We start from the raw sequence: 13325 nt of genomic DNA, 5'->3' as shown, positions 1-13325 counted from the left end.
ATGCATCCGTTACATTTTGCTTCCTATATTATTTCTTTCTTCTATACGTTGTAAACCTTCTTTCAACCGTCAGCTCCTTACGCTATATAAAAAAGCTGATTTCCTAACAAGGAAATCAGCTTTTCGTTAGTTTGCCTGACAATTTATGAGAATTCATGCATTGAAGAGGCACTTTATGAACTTAAATATTCGCTAAACGAGTAACGTCACGTGCAATCATAACTTCTTCGTCTGTAGGAATAACCATAACTTTAACTGGAGAATGAGGGTAGCTAATAAATGCTTCTTCTCCTTGTACACTATTTAAAGCTGGATCCCAATAAACGCCCATGAACTCTAAACCACGAAGAACGCGAGCACGTACAACATCACTGTTTTCTCCAATACCTGCTGTGAAGATGATTGCATCTACACCAGACATACGAGCAGCATAAGAACCGATATATTTATGAATACGGCTAGCAAATACTTCAAGTGCTGTTTCAGCGCGTTCATTGCCTTCAGCGCTAGCTTTGATTAGATCGCGTAGGTCACTAGAAATACCAGATACACCTAAAAGACCACTTTCTTTATTTAATACATTTAATACTTCGTCAGCAGTTTTTCCTGTTTTCTCCATAATAAATGGAATTAATGCAGGGTCAATGTTACCTGAACGAGTTCCCATTGCTACACCAGCTAATGGTGTGAAGCCCATTGATGTATCAATTGACTTTCCGCCTTCAATTGCAGCGATACTTGCACCGTTACCTAAGTGACAAGAGATTAAGCGTAATTGTTCAATTGGGCGTCCAAGAAGCTCAGCTGCACGCTCAGAAACATATTTATGAGATGTGCCGTGGAAACCGTATTTACGAACGCCATACTTTTCATAGTACTCGTACGGTAAGCTGTACAAGAATGATTTTTCTGGCATTGTTTGATGGAATGCTGTATCGAAGACTGCTACAGCTGGAACATTTGGAAGAATATCTTGGAACGCTTTAATTCCCACAATGTTTGCTGGGTTGTGAAGCGGTGCTAAATCAGATAAAGCTTCAATTTCCGCTAGTGTTTCATCTGTGATTAAAACAGAGTCAGCAAATTTCTCTCCGCCGTGTACGACACGGTGACCTACACCAGTGATTTCATCGTATGATTGAATGATGTTTTGAGAAAGTAACTTTTCAACTAAAATTTTAACTGCAACAGCATGGTCAGGGATTTCTGTAATATCCGTTTGTTTTTCACCATTTACCGAGATCGTGAAAACAGCGTTATCTAAACCAATTCGTTCTACTAAACCTTTTGTTAATACCGTCTCACTTGGCATTTCAAATAATTGAAACTTAAGTGAAGAACTGCCGGCGTTGATTGCCATGATTTTTGACATAAAAAAACAGCTCCTTCTTTATTATACGTGCATCATAAACATAACGAACAGAACATAAAAGTGTAATCTCTACAATATTCTATGCATTTCGACACGATTTCTATCCTTATTCATTTAATCATTCACGACAATAGATTTCAAGAGCTATACATCATGAAAACGCTACCGGCAAATATTCATTATTTTCGAAAAAGACTTACTTTTTATTAACGCGAAACCATTGGTCCATTTGAGCCATAATATCACTCATTGCTTCTCGATTACTGAACTTCGGCAAATTCACAAGCAGCGCGTTCTCAGGTGCCGTTACCCCTTCTCCTTGCTTTTGAAGAATGATAATACTCTTAGCAGCCTGCTCTTGTTTGAACATTGAAAGCGGCAGCTGAACGATTCCTTGAACGATTGCTTCCTCTTTTAGCATCGGCTGTAATAAATGAGACTGTTCAGATTCGAACAAGTTATTTGGAATAAGAGCTACTACGTATCCTCCGTCTTTTACATGGCGCAAGCTTTGTTCAATGAATAAGTGATGAGCATAGGTATGACCTTCTTCAGCTCTTACTTTATAGTCTTTTGCCCCTTCATCGTTTGGATAATAACCAACCGGCAGGTCACAGACAACTAAATCAACAGGATCAATAAAAAGCGGCTGTAAGCTGTCTTGATTAAATAATTGAACGCCGTGCTTCTGTAAGTTTGCATTTACATATGTCAATTGAAGTAATAAATCATCCACATCTACACCGTATACATGTTCAATTGACGCAGCGTGTGTATTTAAAATGGTTGTTAATAAGTTTCCAGCTCCTACTGCTGGATCTAAAAGCGTATACTTATCTTTTCCTGCCATGAATTTTCCAACTAAGTAGCTAACAAATAGTCCTACAGCATCAGGGGTCATTTGGTGGTTAGGCTGAACTGCTTCTTTCATCCCTTTTAAAATAGCTAGCTGATATGCTTTTCGAATCGTTTCTTTTTCAAAATGATCAAGCGTGATTGAATCGTATTCTTTTTTTAAACGTTTTTTGGTTACCTCATCTAGCTCTTCTTGCAAAATAGTTCCTTGAAACAAGTTTTCTCCCGTTTCAGCTACTGCTTCTAAATATACGCAGTTTAGTTCTTTTCTTAAAATAATAGCTGTTTGATCAATTACACCAAATAGCTTTTCCATACTAGCTAATTGACTCATATTCTGCCTCCTGTGTAATGAAATGATATCTATATAAATGAGTAAACGTCCTATTTGGAACATCATATTTTATCATAAAAGCTTCTTAAAACACAAAGAAGGCGAAAAACATTGTTTTCCGCCTTCTGCCGAACGCCATCGACAATCTTACTTAGCTGCTTTAGCTGCTTCGATTGCTGCTTCGTAGTTCGGATGCTCAGTTACTTCTGGTAAGTACTCAACATACGTTACGTTGTCATTTGAGTCTACTACAAAGATTGAACGAGCCAATAAGCGTAATTCTTGAATAGCTACACCATATGCTTCGCCGAAAGATAAGTCGCGGTGGTCAGATAATGTTTGAACATTATCAATGCCATTAGCACCACACCAGCGCTTTTGAGCAAACGGTAAATCTACGCTCACTGTTAATACTTTTACGTTATCTAATTTAGCTGCTTCTTCGTTGAAGCGGCGAGTTTGCGCATCACAAACTCCAGTATCAATAGAAGGAACTACACTGATTAGGCGAACAGAACCCTTTGTACTGTCAAGCGTTACTTCTGATAAATCATTTGCTAAAACGGTAAAGTTTGGCGCCTTGTCTCCAACCTTTACTTGATTTCCTAATAATGTTACATCGTTACCTTTAAATTTAGTCACGAATAATTCCTCCTTTAAATAAGTATGTACACTGTTCATATTAGCTTGTCTGTCTCTATATTGCAATTAAATGACATACATACTATAACGCTATATGTTAGAAAACATGCCCAATAAAAAAAGGCTTTGCTTGCTTCTTTTATCGTTCAAAGAAGCAAGCAAAGCTTTATTTTATCCCTACAAATTAAAATCATTTGCACCGTCATGATGCTGATTTTGTTGATTATGATGATCCTGCTGATGGTTATTTCGCTTGAACATTTGCTGCACGCGTTCAATTGCTTGAGGTGCTGTATCTAAAATCTTTTCATATAAATGTGTACTTTCATTAAGGTGAAGCATTTTAATTCCGCTTCCACTCACAATTAAAAAGGCAATTGGCGTAATTGATACACCGCCACCGCTACCTCCGCCAAATGGATGACCTGATTCTTGCTGATGCTGCCCTGGAGAAGATGGCGCATGCCCTTCTACTCCAAACTCGCTTCCGCCCGCTGCAAAGCCAAAACCTACTTTTGAGACAGTTAAAATAACGCTGCCATCAGGTGTTTCTACGGGATCACCAATGATTGTATTAACATCAATCATTTCCTTTAAATTTTCCATAGCTGTCGACATTAAACTTTTAATTGGATGTTCTGCCATTAAGATAACCTCCTTATGTTTTCACAGAGTGTGTCTTGTTCTTATTTGACGACTTCCATCTTTTGCGACGCTTTTTGGACGTATGCCGCCAGTATCTCAAGGTCCGTAAACCTACTAGAATAGCTTGACCAACTCGAAGAGAAATTATGCACTCAAATACCGTTTCTGACCAAAGATGTTGAAATACAGGAGTAACGCTCATTACAGGCATATCTTTTAGTTTCATATAACGGCTGATTATACCAACTATGCCCCCCTTTGCAGACCATACCGCCCCGGTAAGTACGCCTGTTAACGCAGCATCACCTAAGCCGAAACGGCTGTGCCATTTAATATCCCTTACCGTCACTTTCTGTAAGAAACGACGAAAAATGTTATGAAAACCGACTACCTGTTCAAGGAATTGCTTCGCATTTTCTAACATGCTTAACCCGTCTTCTACAGAATAATCACTCCATGAATTCTCGTCTTCTTTTCCTTGATCACCCATTCCTTTTTTCTTTTCAACAAGCAAACGAGGAGAATCTTTTTTTACTTTCACTACCGGAATTTCATATGTATAGCGAATAAGACCAAACCAAGCCCTGAGTCTCACTCTGTAATAATCGTTATCTCGGACATGATGAAGCTCTACAAATAGCGTGATTTTTGTCCATACAATAAGTACAATAACAATTAAAAGTGCTAGCAATATCCATAAAAGCCATAGCACATCCTTCACTCCTTCTTAGCTTCACATTATCTCCAAAACACAGAATATTAAACCTTATGAAAACAATAAAAAGAGGTTGAGACATAACGAAATGAATCCAATTTAAAGACGAACAAATAGTATACATGAGCTTAACCGTTTGCGACACCGCAGTTGATTTCCGTGCAAGGCTTCGCTTTCCCTCCAATCAACTGCTAGAAAGACCTACACACATGAAACCTACGTTTACCATAACCAAAAAAAACGAACCACTAATCAAACACCTTGATCAATGGTTCGTTTTTCAATTCGTCTAAATATTTTTGCCCCAGCCTCTTTTTATTATCTGCTTATTGTACCTTCATGTATAACGGTTGTATCTGCATAGTAATCATGCGCTCCTTGCTTTTTAGGTAAAAAAGCAACTAACAAATAGCCAAGTAAAAAAACTGTTTTAGAAATATAACGTCCAATTCCTTCACGAAACAGCACAACAGGCCAAGTTAAAGTGGAGTCTTTCAGTGATACTACTTTAAGCCCAAACACCATCTTTCCAAGCGTTTGTCCAAAATACTTGGTCATTAAAACAAAATAACCATAAAAGATAATCACCGTCACAATCGTATAGGGAGAAAAAAATCCATCCCCTTGAGGAATATCTGCTAAATGGAAAATGGGTTTGATCAGCAGGGAGTTCAAGCTAGCTACTACAGCTAGATCCAAAAGATATGCCCAAAAGCGCATCCAAAAGCCTGCATAATGGAATTCACTACCTATTGGAGCACTTACCGCTGGCTCATGTTTTATAGTGTCGTTTGATTCGGTTGAATGAGATTGATTTTCCATGTTCCCACCTCTATTCTGCATATAAATACATCAAGCGCGGAGAGCTTGGCTGCGCAAATGTTTTTAACATTGCGGTAACTTGTTCATCTCCACCAATTACTTTTTGCATGCTCATTGAAAGCCAAGAAGGCAGTCCGAATCCTTGATTGTATTGAATTACTTGTGCACCTTTTAACTTGTAATCTTTCTCCATTCCTTTTACCGTATCTTCAAAATAGCCTAGTTGATCGACCAGCTTCAGCTCTTTAGCCTGACGTCCATCGTACACTCGTCCATCTGCAATAGAACGCACTTTTTCTTTAGAAAGGTGACGTCCTTCAGAGATAACATTGACGAAACCATCATACGAGTTGTCTACAAGTGTTTGCATAATTTCTTTTTCTTCTCCGGTCATTTCTCTTGTTGGAGACATAATATCTTTATGAGCCCCGCTTTTAATAACAACAGATTCTACTCCTAGTTTATCCGCCAGCTTGCCATAGTTAACGCTTTGCATAATTACACCTAGTGAACCTGTTAAAGTGTCAGGGATTGCATAGATTTTAGTAGCAGCTGTTGAAATGTAATAGCCTCCTGAAGCAGCCATTGATCCCATTGAAATATAAACTGGCTTTTTCGTGTCTTTCTTCAGCTCTTCAATTTTTTTATGTATTTCAGCACTTTCAACGACGCCCCCGCCCGGTGAATTCACCTTAATAATGACTCCTTTAACTGCCTTATCATTTTTTGCAGCCTCTAGCTGCTTTAAAAATGCTTGGTGGTTATAACCATTTTGAGACATAAGCGGAGAGGAACCGCTTCCTGTATCTTGAATCGTTCCATTGACCTCTAGTACTGCAATTTTCTTAGCTGCATTCCCTTTTTCGATAACTGTTTCTGATAGTTCACTGTCGTCTCCTCCAAATATGCCTGCCAGACCGTCATCTTTTTCTTCTTTGACTGAAAAACCAACATTAACAATCGCAGAGAAAATGAATAAGCAGGCGGCAATCAAAAGAGCAATCCACCTTTTTTTGTTCATGAAAATCCTCCTTTTTAGGTGTCAGAATTAAAAGATTATTCTTTTAATTTTTAAAGCAATAATGCTATAATTATTGTAACAAACTTTTTTTAAAAAGTTTACTTTATCGCTAATATTTTACATATCAGACAAACAAGGGGGAACTATCTATGCCAAATCGTCGCAACGTTTATTTCTTTCATCCAAAAAACCAGGAAACAAAGGCGCTCGTAAGTCCACTTATTGAACTTGCAAAACAATATGATTTTCATGTAGTAGACCATTTCGACAGCGCTAACATCATTGTAAGTATTGGCGGTGACGGAGCTTTCTTACAGGCTGTCCGTCAATCTGGCTTTCGAGATGACTGCTTATATGCTGGTGTCACAACTTCAGATCAGCTAAGCTTTTACTGCGATTTTCATATTGATGAAACGGATAAAATGATTGAAGCTATTACGACAGAAAATATAGAAGTACGTCGATTTCCCGTTTTGCAAACTCAAATTGATCAAGGAACTTCTTTTTATTGCTTAAATGAATGTTCCATTCGATCAGGTGTTATAAAAACATTCAGTCTAGATGTTTTTATTAACGAAAATCACTTTGAAACATTCCGTGGGGATGGGATGATTATTTCAACACCAACAGGCAGTACGGCTTATAATAAATCGGTTAATGGAGCCGTAGTTGATCCATTAATTCCTTGTATGCAAGTCAGCGAATTGGCATCGTTAAATAATAATAACTATCGCACATTAGGATCTTCATTCATCCTAAGCGCTGAGCATACGCTCACTTTAAAACTATCCAATGACAACAACCACAATCCAATTATTGGAATAGATAACGAAGCATTAAATGCACGTCAAGTTGATCAAGTTCAAATTCGTCTAAGCGACCGTCAAATTAAAACGGTTAAGCTGAAAGATAACTCTTTCTGGCAACGAGTTAAGCGTACATTTCTATAACAAAAAGCGCCCTTGGGCGCTTTTTATTTTTGATATACAATTTCTCCATCAATAGCAGTCATCTGGACCCGTACCCCTGGAATATCATCTGCAGATATCTCAAACAGATCTCTTTCTAATACGGTAAAATCAGCTACACAACCCTTTTGAACGTATCCTTTTTTATGCTCTTGATGAATGGCCTGCGCGCTTCCTAACGTAAACAGCTGAACAGCTTCAAATACAGTCAGTCGCTCAGAAGGGATGTAAACGACCGAGCTGTTTGGAGAAGTTTTTCTTGAAACCGCTGCATGAATCGTTAACATTGGATTGATAGGTTCAATAGGCGCATCCGATCCCCCTGCACACATAACGCCCTCGTCCAATAACGTTTTCCACGCATAGCAATAATCCAAATGCTCTTCTCCAATTTTTTCAATAACCCATGGAAAATCGCTGGCTAAAAACCGAGGCTGAATATCCAATACAACAGGAAGATTTTTTACACGATCAATTAAATCTTTTCGTAAAATCTGCGCATGAATGATACGATCTCTTCGCCCTGTTTGAGGAGGGTATTGCTCGATGCTTTCTACTACATATTGAAACGCTAAATCACCAATCGCATGAATTGCAACGGTCATGCCCAATTCTCTCGCTTTCCTCACTAGCTGCTTTAATTCATCTAGTGATTGAATAGCTACACCTCTTGTAGAAGGGTCGCTTTTGTAGGGAAAGCTTAAAAGCGCAGATTGACTGCCAAGCGAACCATCAGCAAAAATCTTCATTGGTCCTATTTCGATAAAATCGGATGTGTCTTTCTTTTCTTCACAGTATGTATACATATCATCTACAACTTCATGATGAACAAGTAAATGAGCACGAAACAGCTGCTTTTCTTTATGAATAACGTCTTGAAATGCTTGATATGTACGCAGAAAGCCTCCATAATAATTTAAATCTTCCGTATGTCCACCCGTTAATCCGTGCTGAACACAATCTTTTATGGCCACTGAAAGCGCTTGTCGAATGTATGCTTCTGATACTTGAGGAATATGAGCCGTTACTAATTCTTGCGCTTGATCAGCCAAAAAACCGGTAGGATTTCCAGCTTCATCTCTCTGGATAATACCTCCTTCCGGATCACGTGTTTCAGCTGTAATTCCGGCTATTTTAAGAGCTGTTCCGTTCGCTACTAATCCGTGACGACAAACTCGTTTCAACATAATAGGATGTTCAGTTGAAAGCTGATCAAGATCTTGATACTGAATCAATGAGGAATCTTCCCACTGATTTTCATCCCAGCCTTCCCCGATCACCCATTCTCCTTTTGGTGTACTTTCTACTTTTTGCCGAACACGCCTCAACACGTCTTCCCGAGAAGTAGCTTGAGACAAATCAAGCCGAAGAAGCTTTTCACCGTGACCAATTAAGTGAAGATGGCTATCTACAAAGCCAGGGTACATTGTATATCCTTTGAGGTGTACTTCGTTTTCAATTGCAGGACCCCATTTGATTCTTAACTCTTCTTCTGCACCTATATCTTCAATAAATCCTTTTTCAACATATACGCTTTCTACATGCTCATCTTCTTTTCGCATCGTATATATTTTGCCGCCGTAAAATAAAGTTCCCATCGCCAACATCTCCTTTACTTTATAAAGCTTGACCTTTTCTCTATTATACGTGACAAAACAAACAAGACAAAAGAGTGGGGTTTCCCCCACTCTTTTTAGCCATCATTATTTAGTTAATATGACTTATTTACCACCAAGTTGTTGCTCAGCCATTTGAACTAAGCGTTTAGTGATTTCTCCACCAACAGATCCGTTAGCGCGAGCTGTTGCTTCTGGTCCAAGATTCACACCGAATTCAGAAGCGATTTCGTATTTCATTTGGTCGATAGCAGCTGCTGAACCAGGAGCTACTAATTTGTTTGTGTTTGCCATGTGTTTTCACCTCCTTGTTGAATATAGATTGTGTCAAAACACATGGCTTCATACATGATCTCTTTTGGTAATTTTATGAAATTTTACTTTTAAAACAAATCTTCGACGTTCTCTGCCGTATTTGTAGCCGAAGAAGCAGTCATTTCAAGCGTTTCTACATTATTTACCGCTTCTTGAATTAATGTTTCAAAATCATAAAATTGTTCGTATCGATTGATTTTTTCACGTTTTGGCTTCGTTTTAGGTGAGCTTGGCGTAAAAATGGTACAGCAGTCTTCATACGGACGATTCGAAATTTCATGTGTATCAATCTTACGGGCAATTTCAACAATCTCCGTTTTATCCATTGTCACAAGCGGACGCAAAATTGGCGTATTCGTCACTTCATTAATCGCATACATGCTCTCAACCGTTTGACTAGCTACTTGCCCTAAGCTGTCTCCAGTTACGATAGCTAACGATTCATTTTTTTCACGAATAAGGTCCGTAATTCGAAGCATCATACGGCGTGTAGAGGTCATGGTATAATTCTCTGGAATTTGCTTTTGAATCGCTTGCTGTACAGCTGTAAACGGTACAATGTGAAGCTTTACTTTTTCGTGATAAGCCGTTAATTTTTGCGTTAAATCAATTACTTTTTGCTTAGAACGTTCACTTGTAAAAGGCGGACTATAAAAATGAACCGCTTCTATTTCTAAACCGCGCTTCATAGCTAAGTATCCTGCAACCGGGCTGTCGATTCCTCCAGAAAGCATGAGCATCGCTTTTCCACTCGTACCAACTGGAAGACCCCCTGCTCCGCGATAATCAAAACATGTAATATACGTTGCTTCACTTCTCACTTCTACTCGTACATTTACGCTTGGCTCTTTTACGTTTACCTGTAGATGCTCTGTATTTCGTAGAATATGACTTCCTACTGCATAATTTAATTCGTTTGTATCAAGAGGAAATTGTTTGTACGCTCTTCGAGTAGATACTTTGAACGTTTTTCCTTCTATATCAAATTCTTTCATTGCTTCTAGCGCTGCTTCTTGAATGGCTTCAAGTTCATTTTCAACTTTTAATGCTAAACTAAAACTTTGAATACCAAAGATTTGCTGAAGACGTTCAATGATAGGCTCGTGATTTTCACCATTTAAGTGAATATACATGCGGTCTCTTGTGTATTTTACGTGAATGTTTTGGAATGCACTAAGAGCCGTTACAATATTTTTTCTTAGCTGCGCAACAAATTTTTTTCTATTTTGTCCTTTAGTGGAGATTTCTCCGTATCGAATTAAAATATGGTTATATATCATAGTTATTTACCTCATTACTTTCTTTAAATCTTCAATTACTGTGAAAATAGCATTTATAATGGGCGTTACTTCATTATAGTCATTTAATCCTGACAAGCTCAAACGAATGGACTGATCGGCTTCTTCGTAATTTTTACCGATAGCTAAAAGCGTTTTACTTGGCTTTTTTCGTTTTGATGAGCAGGCAGATGTAGTTGATACAAACACTCCTTTTTCTTCAAGAGCGTGAACAAAAACCTCACCTTTAATACCTTGCGCTGTAAAATTTATAATATGGGGAGCTGAATGCTCATTCGGCGTATTAATCGTGATTCTTTCGTGAGCAGAAAGTTTGTCCATCAGTTCTGCTTTTATTTTCTGCATTTTTTGCTGATTCTGAGCTGCATGTTCAAGTGTTAAACGAAGTGCTTTAGCAAATGCTACGATTCCCGGAACATTTTCCGTGCCTGATCGATGCTGCATTTCCTGAGAGCCTCCGCTAAGCAACGGATGAAGCTGAACTCCATTTCGTTTATATAAAATCCCCGTTCCTTTTAAGCCGTGAATTTTGTGTCCTGATAATGTGCATAAATCAATTTTATGATTTGCTAAAGAAAGCGGAACTTTTCCAATCCCCTGCACATGATCGACATGAAAAAGCACCTTCGAATAGTTCGTAAGCATCTGTCCAATTTCTTCAATTGGCTGAATGGTGCCAATTTCATTATTTACATGCATAACGGATACTAAAATGGTTTCATCCGTAATAGCTGATTCAATAGCCGCAGGTGACACAAATCCATTTGAATCTACCGGAACATACGTCACATGAAACCCTAGTGCTTCTAACTGCTTAAATGGTTCATGAACAGAATCATGTTCAATATTTGTCGTAATAATATGCTGACCTCGGCTTTTATATTGCATCGCTACGCCTTTAATAGCTAAATTATTCCCTTCCGTTCCTCCTGATGTAAAGATAATTTCATTTGACGATACGTGCAGCAATTCTGCTACTTGCTCACGTGAACGGCTCAACAAATTCTCCGCCTGTACGCCAAATTGATGGAGGGACGATGGATTGCCATAATAAGTTGTAGCTACTTTGGTAAAAGATTGTATGACTTCATTATAGGGTTTTGTTGTAGCGCTATTATCTAAATAAATCAAGGATGCGCGCCCCCTTCTTCATTTTTTCGGAACAACGTATTATCATACCACACCTTGGTATTTTTTTAAATTAGGCGTTCCTTTTATTATTAATAAACTATTTAGATTTTTTCAAAAAAACCTATATATGATTCCATAAATGTGGTAGTATGTATCACGTACTTTTAGTTTTTAAAAAGTCAGAAAATTTAATCATCAACATAAGAAACACTAGGAGGCATTATGAAAACCAAAGCACTCACTAACAAAGAAATACTCGCCATCGGTCTTATGCTGTTTGCTCTCTTTTTCGGAGCGGGAAATATGATTTTCCCTCCTTTGCTCGGACAGCAAGCCGGAACACACACTTGGAGTTCCATTATCGGTTTTCTCATTACAGGTGTAGGACTTCCGCTTATGGGGATAATCGCTGTTTCTAAAAGTAATGGAAACTTTACCGAAGTAGCTAAAAAAGTTCACCCTATTTTCGGGATTTCTTTTACTATATTGCTTTACTTAGCAATTGGCCCTTTTTTTGGTATACCCAGAACGGATACGGTAGCGTTTGAAATCGGTGTGACCCCATTTTTATCAGAAAATGCGGTTGCAAGCAAGATTCCTTTAATGGTCTATACCGTTATTTTCTTTGGCCTAACACTTTATTTATCATTGAATCCAACTAAAATTGTTGATCGCATAGGAAAAATTCTAACTCCTTTACTGCTCGCAGTATTAGCTCTTTTAGCTATCAAAAGTTTAATGACACCTATGGGTTCTTTTCAAGAACCTCACGCCAAATATATAGCCTCTCCATTTACGGGCGGCTTTATTGATGGATATTTGACAATGGATACAATTGCAGCTCTCGTATTTGGCATCGTTGTTATCAACAGTATTAAGGAAAAAGGCGTAACGGACGAACGAACACTCGCTTCGGTATGTATCAAAGCCGGGTTGATTGCTGCTGCTGGGTTAGCTATCGTTTATCTTTCTCTCGCGTATGTCGGCGCTTCAAGCGTAGAAGCAATTGGTATGAAAGAAAATGGAGGAGTTATTTTAACAGCTGTAGCTACAACATTATTCGGTTCGTTTGGCACCATTATTTTAGGACTTGCTATTACATTTGCTTGTCTAACGACAGCCATCGGATTAACTTCTGCTTGCGCACGATTTTTCACGCAGCTGGTGCCAAGCATGTCATATAAAACATTTGTTGTCATTTTAATGCTGTTTAGTGCTGTTATTTCAAATGTAGGGCTTACTCAATTAATTTCTATTTCCATACCTATTTTGACCTTTGTATACCCTATTGCCATTACGCTAATTGCTTTATCATTAATTGAAAGAGCCATTTCGTTCGGTCGAGAAGTATATGTGACAGCCGTAATCATTAGCTCGATTCTGAGCATTTTTGACGGGTTAAAAGCAGCAGGAATTATCTTAACAAGCATAGACGATTTTTTCAAAAACTATTTGCCCCTTTATAGCCAAGGCCTTGGCTGGCTTATTCCAACAGTTGCTGCTGCCTTCATAGGCTATATTATTAGCATTGCAAGAGGTACACATCACACGGATAGTATACAAAGAAAAGCATCATAAAAAAGCTCGTGTC

The 13325-nt window shown here is 38.3% G+C and carries 13 protein-coding genes; 2 read left to right on the top strand and 11 right to left on the bottom strand.

Annotated features, from left to right (window positions below; genetic code table 11):
- Window positions 1–181 precede the first annotated feature (181 nt).
- The 7 genes from ACWATA_RS00590 to sppA all read right to left on the bottom strand — a co-directional run bounded on the left by ACWATA_RS00590 (window position 182) and on the right by sppA (window position 6406).
- Window positions 182–1372 (bottom strand): acetate kinase, encoded by a 1191-nt coding sequence (locus ACWATA_RS00590; protein WP_013059468.1) that lies wholly within the window; start codon window positions 1370–1372, stop codon window positions 182–184.
- Window positions 1373–1568: 196 nt separating this feature from the next.
- Window positions 1569–2561: a class I SAM-dependent methyltransferase gene (locus ACWATA_RS00585; protein WP_473049535.1), complete on the bottom strand. Its 993-nt coding sequence runs from the start codon at window positions 2559–2561 to the stop codon at window positions 1569–1571.
- A 147-nt stretch (window positions 2562–2708) separates the two neighbouring features.
- Window positions 2709–3242 (bottom strand): thiol peroxidase, encoded by a 534-nt coding sequence (gene tpx / locus ACWATA_RS00580; protein ID WP_045291207.1) that lies wholly within the window; start codon window positions 3240–3242, stop codon window positions 2709–2711.
- 138 nt (window positions 3243–3380) lie between these two features.
- A complete protein-coding gene (gene ytfJ / locus ACWATA_RS00575) occupies window positions 3381–3848 on the bottom strand; it encodes a GerW family sporulation protein (RefSeq protein WP_028411798.1) in 468 nt (155 codons plus the stop codon).
- Window positions 3849–3861: 13 nt separating this feature from the next.
- The gene (locus ACWATA_RS00570) at window positions 3862–4560 is read right to left on the bottom strand and encodes a DUF2953 domain-containing protein (protein ID WP_473049534.1); all 699 of its coding nucleotides are present in this window, start codon (window positions 4558–4560) and stop codon (window positions 3862–3864) included.
- Window positions 4561–4881: 321 nt separating this feature from the next.
- Window positions 4882–5385 carry an RDD family protein gene (locus tag ACWATA_RS00565; protein ID WP_033579607.1) on the bottom strand — a complete coding sequence of 168 codons (504 nt, stop codon included), beginning with the start codon at window positions 5383–5385 and terminating at the stop codon, window positions 4882–4884.
- 10 nt (window positions 5386–5395) lie between these two features.
- A complete protein-coding gene (gene sppA, locus ACWATA_RS00560; protein ID WP_028411801.1) occupies window positions 5396–6406 on the bottom strand; it encodes a signal peptide peptidase SppA in 1011 nt (336 codons plus the stop codon).
- 149 nt (window positions 6407–6555) lie between these two features.
- Between sppA and ACWATA_RS00555 the strand changes: the two genes are divergently transcribed.
- A complete protein-coding gene (locus ACWATA_RS00555; protein ID WP_028411802.1) occupies window positions 6556–7356 on the top strand; it encodes an NAD kinase in 801 nt (266 codons plus the stop codon).
- Window positions 7357–7379: 23 nt separating this feature from the next.
- On the opposite strand, the gene ACWATA_RS00550 is transcribed toward ACWATA_RS00555, so the two are convergent.
- The 4 genes from ACWATA_RS00550 to ACWATA_RS00535 all read right to left on the bottom strand — a co-directional run bounded on the left by ACWATA_RS00550 (window position 7380) and on the right by ACWATA_RS00535 (window position 11734).
- Window positions 7380–8972 (bottom strand): amidohydrolase, encoded by a 1593-nt coding sequence (locus tag ACWATA_RS00550; RefSeq protein WP_473049533.1) that lies wholly within the window; start codon window positions 8970–8972, stop codon window positions 7380–7382.
- Window positions 8973–9095: 123 nt separating this feature from the next.
- Window positions 9096–9284: an alpha/beta-type small acid-soluble spore protein gene (locus ACWATA_RS00545; protein ID WP_013059477.1), complete on the bottom strand. Its 189-nt coding sequence runs from the start codon at window positions 9282–9284 to the stop codon at window positions 9096–9098.
- An 89-nt stretch (window positions 9285–9373) separates the two neighbouring features.
- Window positions 9374–10585: a tRNA uracil 4-sulfurtransferase ThiI gene (gene thiI, locus ACWATA_RS00540; protein ID WP_028411805.1), complete on the bottom strand. Its 1212-nt coding sequence runs from the start codon at window positions 10583–10585 to the stop codon at window positions 9374–9376.
- A 6-nt stretch (window positions 10586–10591) separates the two neighbouring features.
- Window positions 10592–11734 (bottom strand): cysteine desulfurase family protein, encoded by a 1143-nt coding sequence (locus ACWATA_RS00535; RefSeq protein ID WP_098112326.1) that lies wholly within the window; start codon window positions 11732–11734, stop codon window positions 10592–10594.
- A 222-nt stretch (window positions 11735–11956) separates the two neighbouring features.
- Between ACWATA_RS00535 and brnQ the strand changes: the two genes are divergently transcribed.
- Complete coding sequence (gene brnQ, locus ACWATA_RS00530) at window positions 11957–13312, top strand: branched-chain amino acid transport system II carrier protein (RefSeq protein ID WP_473049532.1); 1356 nt, start codon at window positions 11957–11959, stop codon at window positions 13310–13312.
- Window positions 13313–13325: the final 13 nt, after the last annotated feature.

Source organism: Priestia sp. USM5, assembly GCF_058323215.1.
Note: the sequence above shows the minus strand (reverse complement) of the source record. Positions and strands in the feature narration are given on the sequence as shown.

What these genes read in the sequence shown, in the direction of transcription:
- ACWATA_RS00590 (WP_013059468.1), bottom strand. Translation starts at nt 1,372, where the DNA reads ATGTCAAAAATCATGGCAATCAACGCCGGCAGTTCTTCACTTAAGTTT.
- ACWATA_RS00585 (WP_473049535.1), bottom strand. Translation starts at nt 2,561, where the DNA reads ATGAGTCAATTAGCTAGTATGGAAAAGCTATTTGGTGTAATTGATCAA.
- tpx (WP_045291207.1), bottom strand. Translation starts at nt 3,242, where the DNA reads ATGAACAGTGTACATACTTATTTAAAGGAGGAATTATTCGTGACTAAA.
- ytfJ (WP_028411798.1), bottom strand. Translation starts at nt 3,848, where the DNA reads ATGGCAGAACATCCAATTAAAAGTTTAATGTCGACAGCTATGGAAAAT.
- ACWATA_RS00565 (WP_033579607.1), bottom strand. Translation starts at nt 5,385, where the DNA reads ATGGAAAATCAATCTCATTCAACCGAATCAAACGACACTATAAAACAT.
- sppA (WP_028411801.1), bottom strand. Translation starts at nt 6,406, where the DNA reads ATGAACAAAAAAAGGTGGATTGCTCTTTTGATTGCCGCCTGCTTATTC.
- ACWATA_RS00555 (WP_028411802.1), top strand. Translation starts at nt 6,556, where the DNA reads ATGCCAAATCGTCGCAACGTTTATTTCTTTCATCCAAAAAACCAGGAA.
- ACWATA_RS00550 (WP_473049533.1), bottom strand. Translation starts at nt 8,972, where the DNA reads ATGGGAACTTTATTTTACGGCGGCAAAATATATACGATGCGAAAAGAA.
- ACWATA_RS00545 (WP_013059477.1), bottom strand. Translation starts at nt 9,284, where the DNA reads ATGGCAAACACAAACAAATTAGTAGCTCCTGGTTCAGCAGCTGCTATC.
- thiI (WP_028411805.1), bottom strand. Translation starts at nt 10,585, where the DNA reads ATGATATATAACCATATTTTAATTCGATACGGAGAAATCTCCACTAAA.
- brnQ (WP_473049532.1), top strand. Translation starts at nt 11,957, where the DNA reads ATGAAAACCAAAGCACTCACTAACAAAGAAATACTCGCCATCGGTCTT.